At 46.7% G+C, this 17,975-nt stretch carries 15 protein-coding genes and 1 tRNA gene; 12 read left to right on the top strand and 4 right to left on the bottom strand.

Annotation, left to right across the window (positions count from 1 at the left end):
• Nucleotides 1-127 precede the first annotated feature (127 nt).
• From FBY58_RS06295 to wrbA, 9 genes are all read left to right on the top strand, one after another.
• The gene (locus FBY58_RS06295; protein ID WP_141919991.1) at nucleotides 128-619 is read left to right on the top strand and encodes an HPr kinase/phosphorylase; all 492 of its coding nucleotides are present in this window, start codon (nucleotides 128-130) and stop codon (nucleotides 617-619) included.
• Nucleotides 620-641: 22 nt separating this feature from the next.
• Entirely contained in the window at nucleotides 642-1,613 is a 972-nt protein-coding gene (gene rapZ, locus FBY58_RS06300) for an RNase adapter RapZ (protein WP_141919993.1), read from the top strand.
• 7 nt (nucleotides 1,614-1,620) lie between these two features.
• The gene (locus FBY58_RS06305) at nucleotides 1,621-2,025 is read left to right on the top strand and encodes a PTS sugar transporter subunit IIA (RefSeq protein WP_141919994.1); all 405 of its coding nucleotides are present in this window, start codon (nucleotides 1,621-1,623) and stop codon (nucleotides 2,023-2,025) included.
• Nucleotides 2,022-2,294 carry an HPr family phosphocarrier protein gene (locus FBY58_RS06310; RefSeq protein WP_141919995.1) on the top strand — a complete coding sequence of 91 codons (273 nt, stop codon included), beginning with the start codon at nucleotides 2,022-2,024 and terminating at the stop codon, nucleotides 2,292-2,294. Before FBY58_RS06305 ends, FBY58_RS06310 begins: the two co-directional genes overlap by 4 nt.
• Before the next feature lie 21 nt (nucleotides 2,295-2,315).
• On the top strand, nucleotides 2,316-3,122 hold the full coding sequence (locus FBY58_RS06315; RefSeq protein ID WP_141919997.1) for an RNA methyltransferase: 807 nt from the start codon (nucleotides 2,316-2,318) through the stop codon (nucleotides 3,120-3,122).
• Nucleotides 3,123-3,177: 55 nt separating this feature from the next.
• Nucleotides 3,178-3,954, top strand: coding sequence for an NAD kinase (locus FBY58_RS06320; protein WP_141919999.1), 777 nt, complete (start codon nucleotides 3,178-3,180; stop codon nucleotides 3,952-3,954).
• Between the two features lie 325 nt (nucleotides 3,955-4,279).
• Nucleotides 4,280-7,033, top strand: a complete 2,754-nt coding sequence (locus FBY58_RS06325) for a mechanosensitive ion channel family protein (protein ID WP_141920001.1) — start codon at nucleotides 4,280-4,282, stop codon at nucleotides 7,031-7,033.
• 366 nt (nucleotides 7,034-7,399) lie between these two features.
• Nucleotides 7,400-8,014 (top strand): YceI family protein, encoded by a 615-nt coding sequence (locus FBY58_RS06330; RefSeq protein WP_141920003.1) that lies wholly within the window; start codon nucleotides 7,400-7,402, stop codon nucleotides 8,012-8,014.
• Between the two features lie 321 nt (nucleotides 8,015-8,335).
• Nucleotides 8,336-8,938, top strand: coding sequence for an NAD(P)H:quinone oxidoreductase (gene wrbA, locus FBY58_RS06335; RefSeq protein ID WP_141920005.1), 603 nt, complete (start codon nucleotides 8,336-8,338; stop codon nucleotides 8,936-8,938).
• 137 nt (nucleotides 8,939-9,075) lie between these two features.
• On the opposite strand, the gene FBY58_RS06340 is transcribed toward wrbA, so the two are convergent.
• On the bottom strand, nucleotides 9,076-9,987 hold the full coding sequence (locus tag FBY58_RS06340; protein ID WP_141920007.1) for a LysR family transcriptional regulator: 912 nt from the start codon (nucleotides 9,985-9,987) through the stop codon (nucleotides 9,076-9,078).
• Nucleotides 9,988-10,172: 185 nt separating this feature from the next.
• On the opposite strand from FBY58_RS06340, the gene FBY58_RS06345 reads away from it, so the two are divergent.
• Nucleotides 10,173-10,883 carry a pirin family protein gene (locus tag FBY58_RS06345; protein WP_141920009.1) on the top strand — a complete coding sequence of 237 codons (711 nt, stop codon included), beginning with the start codon at nucleotides 10,173-10,175 and terminating at the stop codon, nucleotides 10,881-10,883.
• Nucleotides 10,884-10,943: 60 nt separating this feature from the next.
• Here FBY58_RS06345 and FBY58_RS06350 read toward each other — a convergent pair whose 3' ends face one another.
• Both FBY58_RS06350 and FBY58_RS06355 read right to left on the bottom strand, forming a co-directional pair.
• Nucleotides 10,944-12,233, bottom strand: coding sequence for an MFS transporter (locus tag FBY58_RS06350; RefSeq protein WP_141920010.1), 1,290 nt, complete (start codon nucleotides 12,231-12,233; stop codon nucleotides 10,944-10,946).
• A gap of 560 nt (nucleotides 12,234-12,793) precedes the next feature.
• Nucleotides 12,794-13,705 carry a neutral zinc metallopeptidase gene (locus tag FBY58_RS06355; protein WP_141920011.1) on the bottom strand — a complete coding sequence of 304 codons (912 nt, stop codon included), beginning with the start codon at nucleotides 13,703-13,705 and terminating at the stop codon, nucleotides 12,794-12,796.
• Between the two features lie 162 nt (nucleotides 13,706-13,867).
• Between FBY58_RS06355 and FBY58_RS06360 the strand changes: the two genes are divergently transcribed.
• Together FBY58_RS06360 and FBY58_RS06365 are read left to right on the top strand one after the other, a co-directional pair.
• Nucleotides 13,868-13,942, top strand: a tRNA-Asn gene (locus tag FBY58_RS06360).
• A 440-nt stretch (nucleotides 13,943-14,382) separates the two neighbouring features.
• On the top strand, nucleotides 14,383-15,228 hold the full coding sequence (locus FBY58_RS06365) for an aldo/keto reductase (RefSeq protein ID WP_141920013.1): 846 nt from the start codon (nucleotides 14,383-14,385) through the stop codon (nucleotides 15,226-15,228).
• 94 nt (nucleotides 15,229-15,322) lie between these two features.
• Here the strand turns inward: FBY58_RS06365 and pepN are convergent, their stop codons facing one another.
• Nucleotides 15,323-17,926: an aminopeptidase N gene (gene pepN, locus FBY58_RS06370; RefSeq protein ID WP_141920014.1), complete on the bottom strand. Its 2,604-nt coding sequence runs from the start codon at nucleotides 17,924-17,926 to the stop codon at nucleotides 15,323-15,325.
• Nucleotides 17,927-17,975: the final 49 nt, after the last annotated feature.

A 17,975-nucleotide genomic window follows, 5' to 3' on the forward strand; every position in this document is an offset into this window, starting at 1 on the left:
CTGTTGAAATACAGACCTAAATGGACAAAAATTTTTGCCAATGAAGGCGGTTTTGGAATATCTATTTTATATCGCTTTAGACTTTGATTATCTTCATGAGATCTTTGGCTAAAGCGTTCTAATTGAGATGTCTTCTGTAACTACTGAAAATACCCGCAAGGCCGGTGGTTCAAACGAATCATCGGCCTTGATTCATGCAACTACTGTGTTGGTTAAGAATCAAGGTGTCCTTTTGATTGGCCCATCCGGCAGCGGGAAATCCGACCTTGCTTTGCGGTTAATAGATCGTGGAGCCAAATTGGTAAGCGATGATTACAGCCTGATCGATATCAAACCCAAAGAAAATATTTTAACAGCGACAGCACCCAAAAATATTGCCGGTTTATTGGAAATAAGAGGCTTGGGGGTTGTCACCCTGCCCTTTTGCCCCAAGGCCAAATTAGCTTTGGCGATTATCTTGGAAGGCGATGTTGAGAGAATGCCGGAGAAGGATTCTTCGATAAAAATTTTAGGTCGGGCTCTACCAGCGATCACTATTAATGCCTTTGAAGCGTCAGCCCCAATTAAGGTTGAAATGAAAATAGCGTGTCTGGTCGGGGATATTCTGCTAAAGAATTGAGATCAAAGAGGATATCTTACGTATGAACCGGAATGATTTGTCTTCTGCTGTCCCCCCGTCTGCGGCTCCGCCTGCGCGCATCATTCTGGTAACGGGATTGTCGGGCGCTGGAAAATCAACGGCGCTTCGCACCTTTGAGGATATGGGCTGGGAAACGGTCGATAATTTACCGCTTTCTTTGTTAGAGCGGCTTATTCTCACTCCGCCTTCATCGGTAACCGCCTATACGGGGCGGCCTTTGGCCTTAGGTATTGATAGCCGCACCCGTGGTTTTACGGTTGAAGCCTTTTTGAAAGGGGTCGAACAACTCCGCCACCATCATAGCCAGCCGATTGATATTCTGTTTTTGGATTGTTCCGACAGCGAATTGATGCGGCGTTTTGATACGACAAGGCGACGGCATCCATTGGCGCTTGATCGACCGATGGAAGACGGCATTTCGGAAGAGCGTGAATTTTTGACTCCCGTCAGAGAAATTGCTGATTTCCTGATTGATACGACCACCACCAGCAGCCATAGCCTGCAAACCGAATTAAGACAGCAATTCGCACCAGAAAACAGCGTTGCCCCGAATGTTTCGATTTTATCTTTCGGATTTTCGCGCGGGATTCCCTGTAATTGTGATTTGTTATTCGACATGCGGTTTTTGAGAAACCCTTATTGGGAAAAGGATTTACGTTCTTTAACTGGACTTGATTCAGAGATTTCGGAATATATCGAAGAAGACCCGTCTTTTTTACCGGCTGTTACAAAAATTAAAGATCTGCTTCTCTTTTTGTTACCACGCTATATAAACACGGGAAAAAGTTATATTGTTATTGCTTTTGCTTGCACAGGTGGACGTCACCGATCTGTTTATGTTGCGGAGTGGATAGCGGCTCAGTTGCGTCAGGCGCATTTTTCTCTCACTATTACACATCGTGACCTCAAACTACCTCTGCTCGAATCGCAATCAGACGGGATACGGGCAGGAAAGGCATATCAAGGCGGATGAGCAATTCATGATCGGATTGGTGTTAGTAACGCATGGCGGGCTGGCGGCAGAATTTGTCACAGCCATGGAACATGTTGTCGGAAAACAGGAAGCTGTTGCGGCTATTTGTATAGGCCCGGATGATGATATGGAAAACCGGCGCGCCGATATAGCCAAGGCTATTGCAGAAGTTGAAACCGGAGACGGTGTTATTTTGTTAACGGATTTGTTTGGTGGAACGCCTTCAAATCTAGCAATTTCTTTAATGCAACCGGGCAAAGTCGAGGTTATTGCAGGTATCAATCTGCCCATGCTAATCAGGCTGGAACGCGCCCGCAGACAGCAAGATGTTCAGGCTGCGGTGGCTGCCGCCCGCGAAGCCGGACGGAAATATATCTCGGTAGCTTCTGAAATATTAGGCGAATCATTATGACCTCCGTTACGCGCAAAGTGCAGATAACCAATAAACGCGGCCTTCATGCTCGAGCGAGCGCTCGCTTTGTGGCCTTGGCATCAGCCCAGTCGGCAATGATCGAAGTCGAAAAAGACGGCAACAAGGTCGTTGGTACCTCTATTATGGGGTTGATGATGTTGGGTGCCGCCATTGGTGATTATGTAACGATTTATGCTTCGGGTGTTGGTGCCGATCGCGCCGTGAGTGCCTTGGCCGATCTGGTCGAGCAGAAATTCGGTGAAGAATAATTAAGGACTGTCCGTTTTTTCATGCCTAGAGCTATTACCGCCTTTTCAAATCCGCTTATTAAACGAGTTCGTTCCTTGCGCGATAAAAAACATCGCCGTGAAGAAGGACTGTTTTTAGCTGAAGGCTTACGTATTCTGACCGAAGCCCGTGAAGCGGGTTTTATTCCAGTTTATATTTTCTTTGCCGCTGATAGTGCCGATCATCCTTTGGTCGGGCAATTAATCGATGCAGTTGAGCAGAATGGCGGCGAAGCGATCGAAACTAGCCGCGACATTTTGCATAAACTGTCAGGGAAAGATAATCCCCAGACGGTTATCGGCATTTTTGAAAGCTTTACCCTGCCCTTGTCAGCGATTGATCGCACGCAAGCCCCGCTTTGGTTAGTGGCGCAATCCTTAAGAGATCCCGGCAATCTGGGAACGTTGTTACGCACGGGTGATGCCGTCGGTGCGGGCGGATTAATCTTGATTGATGACTGTGTTGATCCTTTTTCGGTTGAAGCAGTGCGTGCCACCATGGGCGCGCTGTTTACCCAAAAAATTGCAACTGCCCGTTGGGAAGACTTTATTGTCTGGTTACGAGAAGGTGAAGGTGACCTGATCGGCACCAGTTTGCGCGCAACCCAAGATTATCAGGAACCGCGTTATCAAAAGCCGAGCTTTGTTTTGGTCGGAAATGAAGCGCAGGGTTTGCCTGCCGAATATGAAGATGCCTGTGACCATCTGGTTAAAATACCGATGAAAGGCCGTGCAGATAGCCTCAATGTCGCGGTAGCGGGAGCTATTATGGCTTATGAAGTATTAAATCAGCAGCGGAAAACGCGCTAAACGGACTTATTCCGATGTTGCCATTTTCGTTATAAGGGCATGAAAAGAGCAGATTATGCAATATAACAGATTGGCCCTTATCGCCTCCCCTACCCCGAAGGCACAAGCCGCAGCAGAAGAGCTGAAAAAGCTTTATACATGGTATCCGCTGGAAGATGCGGATATCATTATTGCGCTGGGCGGAGATGGATTTATGCTGCAAACGCTGCATGACCTTCTGGATAACGGGTTGAATGTTCCGGTTTATGGCATGAATTTAGGCACTGTCGGATTTTTGATGAATGAATGGCGGCCTGCTTCCCTGTTACGGCGGCTGATAAGAGCCAAGCGGTTTACGATTTTTCCTTTACGAATGGATGCCCAAACAGTTTCGGGTAAGCAGAAAATCTATCGTGCGATCAATGAAGTTTCTATGTTGCGGGAAACCCGTCAAACAGCACATTTAGAAATAAGCGTTGATGGTCGGATTGTACTGCCTGAATTGGTAGCGGATGGCATATTGGTTGCAACGCCTGCCGGTTCGACCGCCTATAACCTGTCTGCCGATGGTCCTATCTTGCCTTTTGATTCCGGTATGTTGGCTTTAACGTCAATTAGTCCCTTTCGGCCAAGGCGGTGGCGCGGGGCGATTGTGCCCGATGGTTCTATCATTGATATGCGGGTTATTGATCCTGATAAAAGGCCAATGAGTGCGGTGGCGGATCAACGTGAATTGCGGGAAATTGCCAATGTCACGATTACCCTTGACCGGACAACGCCGCTTCATTTGTTGTTTGATCCCAACCATGCCTTGGATGATCGGATTGCCCGTGAACAATTCCGATTGTGTTAATTCGGGATATATAAGAAAAACGAAAGCCATCAACAGCGGAACAAAACATCTGTTGATGGTTTTATAAAAGATTATCGGCTGTCAAAGGCCTGATAAAATCATAACCACATCTGAAAAATATAGCATTATTTTAGGAATATCGGGCTGGATGGCAGTCTTTTATTCAGAAAAAAATTGTTATTTTTGACGATGCTGGCATATGGCCTTTATTAACAAGAATATTATCTGATATTACGAGATAAAATCATTTCAGGATAAATGCTTTGTAAGGATTTACAGGCATCGGTCTAATTTTATCTTTGTTCTGCTATAGAGAAGGTACGGTGTGTCTGTTTTTATGAAAATGCTCTCGCAATCATATGGTAGGCTTTTTCACAAAATCCGTTTTATTTTGCCGGTTCTTTTTTCTTTTTTCTTTTTGGGTAATGCGCTTTATGCCCAAGATAATGTTACCGATAATAGCAGTCAGGTAAGCCAAGCACAGCCAGAAAATGGTCAGGCTTTATCCAAGTCGGAAGCTAAAAAATTACTGAATATTCTGGATAACCCGAAAAAACGGGAAGAATTTACTCAGACGCTTTCCTTGATTGCAAAAAGCCTGCCCGAACAGGACGCGCCCAGCAGTCCGGCAACGGATAGCGCCGATAGCACGGATAAAACAAGTCAGACTGCGGCACCTGCCGCCAAGGTAGCGCCAGCCGCGCCAAAAACGGCTGCCAAAGATGCTGCAGCGGCCGCGACAGAGAGTAATGCGACCGAGAATAGCAGCGATCCAACCATTCTGATTGATAAGGACGTAAGCGACGACCTGAACGTCGTATCCCGTTATATTATCAAATATACGGCCAGCTTTGTGTCTTTGTTCAACGATATGCGCTTTATCAGTCGTTGGCTTCAATATGAAATGAGCCATCCAGCAGCCTATAAAATTCTTTTAAATGCGGTTTTCTATGGCTTGTTTATTTTCGCCATCGGGTTGGTGCTGGAATATACATTGTCATTTTTCACCCGTGGATTGCTGCGGTCTATTAAAGACCGCGCTCAATCTTATGAAATGCAATGGGCGTTAAAGCATAGCGGTAATAATTCGACAGATGATGATGATGATAACAAAGTCGTCGACAAAATAGACCTGTCATCTGAATCCGGTGAAGCCAAGGCCGATGCCGAAGATGCAGAAAGCAAGTCCGCTGATACAGAAGAAACGCGGGCAGAAGATCATCGCCGTCAAAATGAGGTGATGGCCTTTATTATCCGTATTCCTTTTGCTTTTTATCATCTGGTGACGAAATTACTGCCGGTCGCGCTTTTTCTTGGTTTTAACTATATTGTGTCGGCAGTGATATCACCGAGCCGTCAGGCAGAAGCCCTGACGCTGTCCCTTGCCAATGCCTATGCCTTGTCGCGCACGGTTTATGTCATTCTGGAATCAACTTTCGCGCCGAAATCTCCGCCTATCCGGCTGCTTCCGGCTTCGGATTCCACGGCTGCACTTGTGATTAAATGGGCGAATATTCTCGTCATTACGCCTTCGATTGGTATCTTCCTGATTTCGATGGGGGATGAATTTCATATTGCCCGTCGTGGTATTGAAGCCTTGCTTCTTGCCTTTGTTTTGATCGAGCATCTGTTTTTGGCCGCCTTTATCTGGCGTATCCGGCATATTGTCGCCCAAGCTTTGCGGCCACCTGAAAAATTACAGAGCCGGCCTTTCTGGCGTTTTATGAGCACCATTATTGGCCTGTGGTGGGTACCGGCGATATTCGTCGATATGGCATTATGGATGATCTGGGCGACCCGTTTCCATGGCGGTTATAAATGGATGCTGCGTAGCTGTGTTTTGACCGTCGCTATTCTGATTTTCTCACGCTTGGCAGCGGTTTTGGCCTTTGGAACGCAAGAAAATCTGTTCAATTTCAGTGATGATACGAAAAGCCGTTATCCACGGTTACAAAAGCGGGCTGATTTTTATTATCCCTATGTCCACAGTATTATCACCTTTGTCATCGCTGCGGTTTCACTGGTTGCCCTGACCCAGAGTTGGGGTATCCCGACTATGCGCTTCCTGTTCAAATCCTCGGTCGGTTCTCATTTGACCAGTCTGGCCTTTAGCCTGTTCATCGCCATAACGGTGGCTGTGCTTTTGTGGGAAGTTATCAATGCGATGCTGAACCGGCAGATTGACCGGTATCATGAAAGCAATCAGTTCAGTCGGGCAACGCGGCTTCGCACGGTTTTCCCGATTATCAGAACCGTTCTTTTGGTCTTCATCATCGCGATTGTGGCGGTGACGACTTTGTCCCAGATTGGTATCAATGTGGCACCGTTGCTGACGGGTGCTGGTATCATGGGTGCGGCTATCGCCTTTGGTTCGCAGAGCCTTGTTAAGGATTTCATCACCGGCTTCTTTATGTTGGTTGAAGATGCCATTCAGGTCGGTGATTGGGTCACAACGGGGGGTGTTTCAGGAACGGTTGAGCATCTTTCAATCAGAACCCTGCGCGTAAGAGCGGTTAACGGTGATTTGCACATTATCCCCTTCTCATCCGTGACCTCGATTGCCAATACGGGACGTGATTTCAACCAGATCATTATTCGGCAGACGCTTGATTTATCGGAAGATCCCGATCGTTTGGTTAAAATCATGCAAAAGACCATCGATGACATGCGGAAAGAAGATGCCTATAAGGACATCATCTATTCTGGCTATAATGATCTGGGTGTCGATAATTCGGATGGTAACGGCGCTATTATGGTCGGGACGATCCGCACGGCAGCCATGATGAAATGGAAAGTTCAGAGAGAATTTTATCGTCGTCTTAGCAATCGTATGGCTGAAGCGAATATCAAATTCTATACTGGGACTTCTTATTACACCACGCCGCCAGGGTCGCCTTTGCATTGGATTAACGATCAGCCTGAGCCTGCGCAATCTGATGCCGATATGATGCGGAAATTACCGCCTAAAGATGCCAAACCCGATGAAGCGGGCAAGGAATCCCAGAAGAAAGAGACGCCTTCTGCGTCGAAAGCGGGTAAAAAAGAAGCCTCAAAAGACGACAAAAAAGACGAAGTATAAAAATACTATTTCAGAATTTTGATGACCCTTTATCCGGTTGCCCGTTGTGATTTTGTTGCAGGGGCAGCCGGATTTTTTGTCTGTTTGTGCAAGCCTCCAAGATGCCGTGATTGAATACAGATGAAGCCTTACAAGAAAGGCGATCTTTTAAAAAAGCCTCTGCCCCATCACGCGTTGATGTAAAATTTAGAAACCATGTATTTCATTTGTTTCTGTTTATGGAATGATATGCTTTCGCTAGAAATAGTTTCAGAGAGCCAATGAAAAGAGCTTGAGTAGGAAAAAATATTTGTGTTTTGACTTTCTGCTTTTGAGTTCTGCAAAATTTTCGGCTTTTGGTGCTATTTTTGAGCGGAGTTTGGCCAGATGAAAGGCTTTTTTTCTTTAGCGGCAACAGCGTTTCTTTTGTCATTTTCGGCTATGGATGTCGCTTCGGCTCAATCGGTGACCAATGCCGAACAGATTCAGGCTGGAGGCTATGATGTAGAACCTAACCATACCCAAGTGGGCTTTTCGGTTTTGCATTTTGGATTCACAAATTATCAGGGTGTTTTTTCGCAAGTATCCGGTAATCTTGATCTGGATAGCCAGAATCCGGCGAGATCAAAGCTGTCGGTTACCATCCCAATACAATCGGTGATGACAACCAATTCAAAGTTGGATGATGAATTAAAAAGCGATCAGTGGTTTGATAGTGCGAAATTTCCCAATGCACGTTTTGTTTCAACCCAGATTCGACAAACGGGTAAAAATGAGGCCATTGTTACCGGCAATTTAACCCTGCATGGCGTTACCAAGCTGGAAAGTTTGAAAGTTCATTTTGTTGGTGCGGGTATCAATCCTTTGGATAAGAAATATACCGCCGGATTTGAAGCCGATACGACCATCAAACGCAGTGATTTTGGCGTAAAAATGTATGTGCCCTATGTCAGCGATGAAGTGCATTTGCATATTGCGGGTGCATTTGAAAAGCGGAATTAAGCCATTCTCGCCCGAAGACAGATATCCCCTATCCCGTGCAAAAGCTCGATAGTAACGAAGGTTAGATCCGCGCTTATTGTGTGATGTGATCTAAAATTGATCAGATCGGGAGGGCTCTTTTCAGAAAAAGAAGCGTTGTATCAAAAGATAGAAAAAGAATACTTTTTGAAAAAATACTCTTTTCAAGAGCGCCCAAGTAGAATGGGCAGAGTGGATAAGAATTTTGTTCCGCAGATGGCGTTTCAAATCGGGATTATCCGTCGGCTAGCGGACAGAATATAATTGTATAAAATTTTATAATCAGGAAAAAGGTCATTTATTATGCCGAAAATTCTTGTGCTTTATTATTCCACTTATGGCCATGTTGAACAAATGGCCTATGCCGTGGCTGATGGCGTTAAAGCCGCCGGTGTTGAAGTGGAAGTCAAGCGAGTGCCGGAATTGGTTTCCGAAGAATCCGCCCAGCGGCATCATTTCAAGACTGACCAGAAGGCACCGATTGCCCTTCCCAGCGAATTACCTGAATATGATGGCATCATTGTCGGTGCGCCAACCCGATTTGGCCGTTTACCAGCCCAGATGGCGAATTTTTGGGATCAGACCGGTGGTTTATGGGCAAAAGGTGGATTGATCGGTAAGGTTGGTGCGGTTTTCACCTCGACCGCTTCGCAGCATGGTGGGCAGGAAACGACGCTTTATTCTTTGATGTCCAATCTGTTGCATCATGGTTTGGTTATCAGCGGCCTGCCCTATAGCTATCAGGGACAATTAGCCGTCGATGAGGTGACCGGTGGTGCGCCTTATGGGGCAACGACCATTGCCGCTGGTGATGGTTCCCGACAGCCGAGCCAGAATGAATTGGATGGTGCCAAATTTCTGGGTAGCCATGTCGCTGAATTGACCAAAAAGCTTACCGCTAAATAGGCTTTTGACCACAATGCCTCCGAAATGGGTTTCGGAGGCATTATGTCGTAAGGTTTTAATTTTGGGATCCGCTTGCAAACCGAAATTTGCAAAGGATTGAAAGACAATGCAGAAAACTTCTGAGATCGTGGAGTAATTTATTTTGTCCAAGGTGGATTTTTAAACGCTTTGGTCAGATAATCAAGTAATACATTCACACGCATCGGTCTTAATGGGTTCGCGGAAGTAACCAAATAAAGCGCAATAGAACCGGCATCCCATTCGGGTAGTATCTGTTCGAGCTTTCCCGATTGCAGACCTTCGGAAACCATAAAATCAGGAAATAGACCAAAGCCTAGTCCAGCATTTAGGGCTGGCAAGAAAGCTTCTGCGTTATCTGCCCTAAAACGGGAAGATTGCGAAAGCACATATTCCTTATCTGTTTTTTCATGGTGAAGACGGATCATGCCAGATGCGCGGCTGTTGGTGTAAACGAAGCTTTTTTTATCTTCGAGTTCTTTGGGATGCTGCGGGCGACCAATTTTATCGAGATAATCAGGAGTCGAAACCAGCAAGAGTCGCACCGGACAAAGCCGCCGTGCCCGTAAGGCGGAATCCGCAAGGGAAGCAATCCTGAGGGCGACATCATAGCCTTCCGCGACAAGATCGACGAGGGCATCGCTGAAATCGACGGCAATATCTATTTCAGGGTATTGCGCCAGAAAGTCAGGCAAAACCGGTGATAGATGCCATAGGCCAAAGCTCATTGGAGCGGCAATTCTGATTAATCCCGAAGGCCGTTGGATGCCGCCACGCGCTTCGCTTTCGGCGATTTCGGCTTCGGCAATAATTTTATTGGCATGTCCAAGAAGTTGTCGCCCTAGATCCGTCAAGGAAATATGGCGCGAATTGCGGTTGAATAAAGCACTTCCCAAGGATTGTTCCAGCCTGCTGACCGCTTTTGAAACGGTCGGTTTAGAAAGCTGTATGGCTTCGGCTGCCCGTGCGAATGATCCTAATTCGGCGACTTTTGCAAAAATCGCCCATGCTTCGAAATCCGGCAGCTTCATTTGAATATCCGCTAAAATGATTGGGAAAAGCGCATTTTATAATCTGCGCTATAATATCGGGAGATGCTCCTCCATTCAAATAGATAAAAATATAGAAATGATGGAGTGATATTATTTCTATATATTGATGAAATGTCTTCTTTTAATCTTGGATTCTAAAAGGATATCAAGGGATCAACGAAATAATGATTTTACTCCGTCCGTATAAAGATCTTGGCTTTGCCGATCATGGATGGCTGGAAGCTAGACATTATTTTTCCTTTGCGGGTTATTATGACCCAGAACGCATGAATTGGGATGCGGTTCGTGTATGGAATGATGACCGAATTGCGCCCAATAACGGCTTTGGAATGCATCCCCACCGCAATATGGAAATCGTTACCTATATTCGGGAAGGCGCGTTAACCCATGAAGACAGCCTTGGGAATAAAGGGCGAATAGTTGCAGGCGATGTTCAAGTCATGTCGGCTGGAACGGGGATTACCCATAGCGAATATAACAGCGAGTCATCGGATACCCGTTTATTCCAAATATGGATTATGCCGAATCAATCAGGACATAAGCCTGCATGGGGGAGCCGTTCTTTCCCGAAAAAAGATCATGCGGGTCAATTTGTGGTTTTGGCTTCGAGATATGGTGAAGATGATGAGGCCTTGCCGATTCATGTCGATGCCGCCGTTTTGGGAGCATGGTTTAATAAAGGTGATACCGTCGATTATCCGCTAAATAGTCAAAGATACGGTTATCTTGTTGTGGCTAAAGGTTCGATCGAAATAGAGAATATTATTTTGCGAGAAGGTGATGGCGGCGCGATTTCAAAAACGGATATTCTGTCGATAAAAGCGATAGAAGATTCAGAAGTGGTTTTGGTCGTAACCGGCAAAAAGAACTCATAATTTCGGGGAAAGAAATAACGGGGGTGTTTTGAAACCACCCCTGATTTTGTTCAGCCTTAGCTATTCGATTTCTTTTGCATCCTTGGCAGCGATATCCATTCTGAAGGCGATATCCCCTTTTTTAAGATATAGGCGTAGGCGGTGATATTTGATGAGGTAGCATAGCCCTGCTATCGCCGCGACAAAGCCGGAAATAGCACCTATTCCCAAAGCATAACGTGCCCCCCAGACATCGGCCACTCTGCCGACAAGCAGGCTGCCTAGTGGGACACCTCCGACCGATACAGCCAGAAGAATGGCAACCACCCGCCCCCTGATCATCGGATTGGTCGATAATTGCACCATACTGTTCGATGCCGTTGTAAAAATCTGGGCGGAGACACCGATAAAGACTAAGATCAGAGCAAAGCTTTCGGCATCCGGCATCAACGCGCCGACAAGACAGCTTATCCCGAATAAAGCTGTGCTGAAAAATAATAGGCGAATATGGGGACGCGCCCGACCTGCCACGAAAAGAGTACCTGCGACGGAGCCAATAGCCATAGAGGACATCAGCAAGCCATATAGACCAGCGTCCCCATGGAAAACCGTGACCGCCATAGTCGAGATAAAAATCGGGAAATTGAGACCAAAGGTGCAAATCAAGAAAAGCATGAAAAGAACGGTTTTGATATCTGGCCGTTTGTGGATGTAGCGAAAGCCGTCTGATATCCCGTTTTTTTGGTCAGTCGTTTTCTCGTTTTTATGCAATTCATGAACACGTAGGCAGCATAGCGCCAGAATAACTGCCCCAAAAGAAGCTGCATTAAGAAGGAAAACGCCGCCAGAACCGAGTGCTGCGATCAAAAATCCCGAAATGGCGGGTCCTATCAAACGGGCGCTGTTGAAAGAGGTTGAATTCAAAGCAACGGCATTCGGGAGATCTTCTTCTTTTACCAGTTCTGACACAAAGGTTTGGCGTGCCGGTGCATCAATCGCCGTGATAGCGCCTAGAATAAGCCCGAATAGATAGACATGCCACAAGCGGACAAGGCCCGTTAAGGTAAGCACCCCCAACCCCAAGGCGGTAAGTCCCATGGCGACTTGGGTTGCGATTAAAAATTTTCTTCGGTCGAAATGGTCGGCCGCATAGCCGGAGAAAGGTAGAAGCAAAAAGACGGGAGCAAATTGCAGCGCAGAAATAATCCCAACGGCCGTTGCATTATGATGGGTCAGTTGCACCAAGACCAGCCAATCTTGTGCAATTCGTTGCATCCATGTGCCAATATTGGAAACGAACATCCCGCCTATCCATATGCGATAGTTGAAGCTGTTCAGTGACCGGAAAGTGCCATGGAAAAGTTTTTTCATTAAAAAATGCCGTCGCTTTATTTTTATGTGACGAGCAGAAGCGTTTTTGTCCACTAACAACACATATTCGGGAAAGTCTGAGCCTTCCCTATCAGAGACAGGGAATAAGCAGAAATGGGGCGGAGAGGATATTGTGTCTTTTGCGAGAATATCCCCGTGTGGGTAATCAACGCCCCTGTTTAAACTATAGGCCAGTTGCTGGATATCAAGGCAGGTAGAAAAAGTTATTTAAAAGAGCAAGAAGCCTTTTCCGAATTTTGATGGATAGAAAGATGGATAATCGGCCTTTGCAAAAGCAGTATGCGAAAGCGCATGGTCGGTTCAATTTTTCGGATAAAAATTATCAATAACAATAAATAAAATATTGTTTTTATGATATTTTATTAAAAAAATTATGTGATAGCCATGCAACCTAGAAGAGAAAAATAGTTATCTCGGTTTAGCTTTAAGGCCGTACGTAGTGGGTTCTAAAGAAAAACCGTGAAGAAGACATTCCCCTTTGGAGAGAAGCTTCTTCACGGAAAGTCTTAGCGATTGCGTTATTTGGATGATAGCGCGATTTAGCTATCAATATCGTGATGGAAGGTGTCGCAAACTGTGGGATCACCGCTGTCTAGGCCACGTTTAAGCCAGCGCATTCTTTCGGCGGACGTCCCATGCGTAAAGCTTTCGGGGACAGGACGCATCCCAGCTGCCTTTTCTAAGGTATCGTCGCCGATAGCTTGTGCTGCCCGCATACCCTCTTCGACATCACCCGCCTCTATCCGGTCGCGGTTATGAGCTGCCCAAATACCGGCATAGCAGTCAGCCTGTAATTCCATTCTGACCTGTAAGGCATTGGCCGCGGCCTTGCCGATATTGGCCTGTTGTTCGCGAATTTGGTCAGATAAGCCCATTAAATCCTGAACATGATGTCCAACCTCATGCGCGATGACATAGGCTTGGGCAAAATCGCCACTGGCATGGAAGCGGTTGACCAATTCGTTATAAAAATCGGTATCGAGATAAACCCTTTGGTCAGCGGGGCAATAAAAAGGCCCCATCGCCGATTCTGCCGCACCGCAGCCCGAACGGCCTCTTTGGCTGTAGAAAACCAGAGTAGTGGGTTTGTATTTTTGCCCTTCATCAGCAAAAATTTTGCCCCATGTATCTTCCGTACTGGCCAATACACGGCAAGAAAACAGACTAGCGGCGTTAAGCTGGCAAGCCTGTTGTGCCGAACGGGCAGAATGTGCAGCGACCGCAGATTGGGTCGAGGGTGTGCCACCGATGAATCCCAGCGGGTTTATTTTAAAAATAAAACAGATGATCGCCAGAACGATAATACCGCCAATGCCGAAACGGCCAATAACAAAGCCCAGTAGGCCGCTAATCAGGTTAAACCCGCCGCCGCCCCCGCCGCTGCTACCGCCAAAATCTTCACCGCGTTCATCTTCGACATTGTCACTGCTTCGATAATCATCAAGCCGCATAATTCACCTTCGCTGTCTTACCCGCAGGCCTTGTTATAAGAAGAAGGCGGGTTTTCATCTATAGCTTTCATTTTTTTGTCTTTTTTTTGAAAAAAAAGCTTGCAGAGTAAATATCTGATTGTTATACGCGCTCCACACCCAACGCGGTGATCAACATAGTGTTCCCTGATAGCTCAGCGGTAGAGCGTCCGACTGTTAATCGGCAGGTCGTAGGTTCGAATCCTACTCGGGGAGCCATTTTAAAACGGTATATTTACCGTCTTTCCTAAAAAAATCCCAGACATTCATTTATAAAATCGAATCCTGTCGGATAATCTTTTCCAAAAAAATTATAGCGCCAACAAAAACGGAATCATTTTTCGTTGCCTGATTAGTTGAATATCAGAGCCTTTTTGCGCATTTATTCGATCAATTTATATTACCCCAACATGCCGTAATTTTATTTTGAAAAAACGCAGAGATAAAAAATATAGCGCATATTTGTAAGATCGCTTTTCGGGGGCGCTTTTTGATAATCAAAAACAAGAAAATTTGAGCTTGTTATTGGTTTTTCAGAATTAATCGCAGAAATAGCTCCTATGGTCGTATGACAGCGTTTTCTTTTTAAATCGGGGTTTTACATCATCGCCGCATAGGGTCACGATGGGTGTCATCATCGCTCTATCAGGAGAAGATTGATGTCCCCTATTACGATCCCTACTATCCGTTTGAATGATGGCAATGACCTGCCCGCCGTTGGTTTTGGCACCTACAAGTTAAATGGTTCTGCGGGTGTTGATGACATCGTCAGCGCCATCAAGGTCGGTTACCGTTTGCTTGATTCGGCCTTTAACTATGAAAATGAAGGCGCTGTGGGTGAAGCTGTCCGGCAGGCGGATATTCCCCGCGATACGTTACGGGTTGTTTCCAAATTACCGGGACGACATCACCATTTTGCAGAGGCGATTGCGACCGTCGAAGAGTCGCTCTATCGCGCGCAGCTTGATTATTACGACCTTTATCTGATCCACTGGCCTAATCCGAGCAAGGATCTCTATGTTGAGGCATGGCAAGCCTTGATTGAAGCCCGTAAGCGCGGATTGATACGGTCAATTGGTGTTTGTAACTTCTTACCTGAGCATATCGAGAAGTTGATTAAAGAAACCGGCGTAACTCCGGCCGTTAATCAGGTCGAATTACATCCTTATTTCCCGCAGGAAGAGCAACGGGCATGGGATAAGGCACATGGTATTGTGACCGAGTCATGGAGCCCGTTAGGCCGCGCCAGTAAGCTGTTACAGGATGATACGATAAAGACCATTGCTGACCGGCTAGGCAAATCTATCCCTCAGGTCATTTTACGCTGGCATGTCCAGCTTGGGGCTATTCCGATTCCGAAAGCATCGAGCAAAGAGCGTCAGATTGAAAATCTGTCCTTATTCGATTTTGAGTTATCTCCGCAGGATCTCGAAAAGATTGCAACTTTGGCAAGACCCGATGGGCGTTTAGCGAATCAAGATCCGGCGCATTACGAAGAATTTTAAACGTTTGATTTAGAAGAACGAAGCTACTTTGAAACAGAAAAGGCTGCCTTTCAAAGGCAGCCTTTTTTTGTGAGATTGCAGTTAGTTTGTTAAATTAGGATGCGTTAGGCAGCAGGCTTTTTGAAGCCTGTTCGAAGACATCGCGAGATAAATCTGGCGTTCCCAAAATGCGTTTTAAAGCATCCTGCATCAATTCTGCCCGTTTGGCATCGTAACGTTGCCAACGACCAAAAGGTGCAATCATTCTGGCCGCTGTCTGAGGATTGATTTTATCGAGAGCGATCGTCATGTCGGTGACAAAGCGATATCCCTCCCCTGATAAATCATGAAAGGCGCGAGCATTATGGGCGAAACTGCCGATTAAGGCACGCGCACGGTTCGGGTTTTTCAATGTGAAATCAGGATGTTGTGCGAGCTTCTTTACATTTTCAATCACGTCTGGGCGCGTTGAGAAAGCTTGAGTTGCAAACCATTTATCAATGACCAGCGCATTGCCTTTATAGCGTTCGTAAAAAGCGGTAAGTGCCTTTTCTCTTTCTGGTGAAAAGCCATTCACCAGCACATCCAACGCGCCACGCCGATCGGTCATATTGTCGGCTTTTTCAAATTGCTGCCAAGCCATCGCAGGAGCATCTTCAAGCTCGCCCGCGGCCAGATAACCGAGCGCCACATTTTTGAGACGACGTGAGCCGACGGCCTCTGGTGTATATTGATAGGCACCCTGCTCGCAGCGCTGATATGCTTGCCGCCACAGTTTTTCCAGCTTCTGCCCCAACAGCTTACGAAGATCGTCACGGATTTCTGCAATGCGTTTTGGGTCAACGATATCGAGTTGTTCACCGATCATATTTTCAGAAGGCAGGATGACGGCTTCCGCAATGAAAGCGTTATCCAGTTCTTTGTTGGTCAGTGTCTTTTCGACGGCGTTGATAACCGTTGCCTCATTGACCGATTCACCACGGACGCGGGCAACCATGAAATCAAGCATGAGCTGCTGCATCGCTTCATAGCGGGCAAAAGGATCGTCATCATTGGCAGACAGGAAAGCAAGGTCATCTGCGTTGACTTCGCTATCGATCACGACAGGAGCCGAGAAATGACGGTTGATCGAAAGCAGAGGTTCTTCGGTCAGATTGTCGAAGTGGTAGGTTTCATTGGCTTTGTTCAGCGTTAATAGCTGTTCGCCAATCAGATTTTTACCCGTCTGTTTACCGATAAGAGCGATGGCCACTGGCAGGACAACCGGCTGTTTTTCTGGCTGTGATGGCGTTGGAGCCGTTGTCTGTGCCAAAGTGAGCGTTGCCGTTTTGGTAGCGGCATCCCATTTGAAATCAGCCTTTAATTTCGGCGTACCGGCCTGATGATACCAGTGACGGAAGTCAGTCAGGTCAATGCCACTGGCTTCTTCCATAGCGGCGACAAAGTTTTCGCAGGTAGCGGCTTCACCGTCATGGCGTTCAAAGTAAAGGTCTGTCCCTTTTCTGAAATTTTCTGCGCCCAACAACTGATGCAGCATCCGAATGATTTCGGCACCTTTGTTATAAACCGTGGCGGTATAGAAATTCGAGATTTCGATATAGCTGTCCGGCTGGATCGGGTGGGCTAAGGGGCCTGCATCTTCGGGGAATTGGGCAGCGCGTAGGCTGCGGACATCTTCGATCCGTTTAACTGCCGGAGAACCGAGATCAGCAGAGAAGCTTTGATCGCGGAAAACGGTAAAGCCTTCTTTTAAGGAAAGCTGGAACCAGTCACGGCAGGTAACGCGGTTGCCTGACCAGTTATGGAAATATTCATGCGCGACCACGCCTGCGATAGCGTCATAATCGGCATCGGTGGCGGTATCGGGATCGGCGAGGATGTAGCGTGAATTGAAGATATTCAGGCTTTTATTTTCCATCGCACCGAAATTGAAATCATCGACCGCGACAATATTGAATTGGTCGAGGTCATATTCACGACCATAAACCTTTTCATCCCATGCCATGGCTATTTTTAAAGCCGCCATAGCGTGGTGGGTCTTGCTGACATCAGCAGGTCTGACCCAGATAGCCAGAGCAACCTTGCGGCCAGATTGGGTCGTGAATTCGTCACGATAAGCCGCCAGATTGCCGCCGACCAAAGCAAAGAGATAGCAAGGCTTCGGGAAAGGATCATTCCACATCGCGAAATGACGGCCATTTTCGCTTTTACCCGTCAGCGTCAGATTTCCGTTAGAAAGCAAAACTGGGAAAGCTTTCTCATCGGCTTCCATGCGGACGGTATAACGGCTTAAGATATCAGGGCGATCGGGGAAATAGGTAATCCGGCGGAAACCTTCGGCTTCGCATTGGGTGCAAAGCAGGCCAGAAGACGCATAAAGCCCCATAAGCTGGGAATTGCTCTCAGGGGAAATTTCGACCTCGGTTTCGACGAAATGGGAATCGCCTTCAAGAGCGATCTCTAGGCCTTCTTTTTCCCGTTTCACTATGGATATCGCATCTTTGCCATCAACCGAAAAAGCTAGAAGCGTTTGATTGTTACCATCCAGCTTTAACGGGAGGTTATGGTCACCGTTGCGCTTTACCTGAAGGCGTGCCTTTACCCGTGTTTTTTGGGGATCAAGTGAGAAATCAAGCGCGATAGTCGGCACCAGCCAATCAGGGGGTCTGTAGGCATGGCGTTGAATGACCACGGGCGTATCAGAGTGATTCTCTGACATATTTATCTCCTGACCTGAGTAGATAGATTTACAATAGTCGGTGCTGCGA

The organism is Zymomonas mobilis (assembly GCF_006715975.1).
In the GTDB taxonomy this organism is placed as follows: Bacteria; Pseudomonadota; Alphaproteobacteria; order Sphingomonadales; family Sphingomonadaceae; genus Zymomonas; species Zymomonas mobilis_B.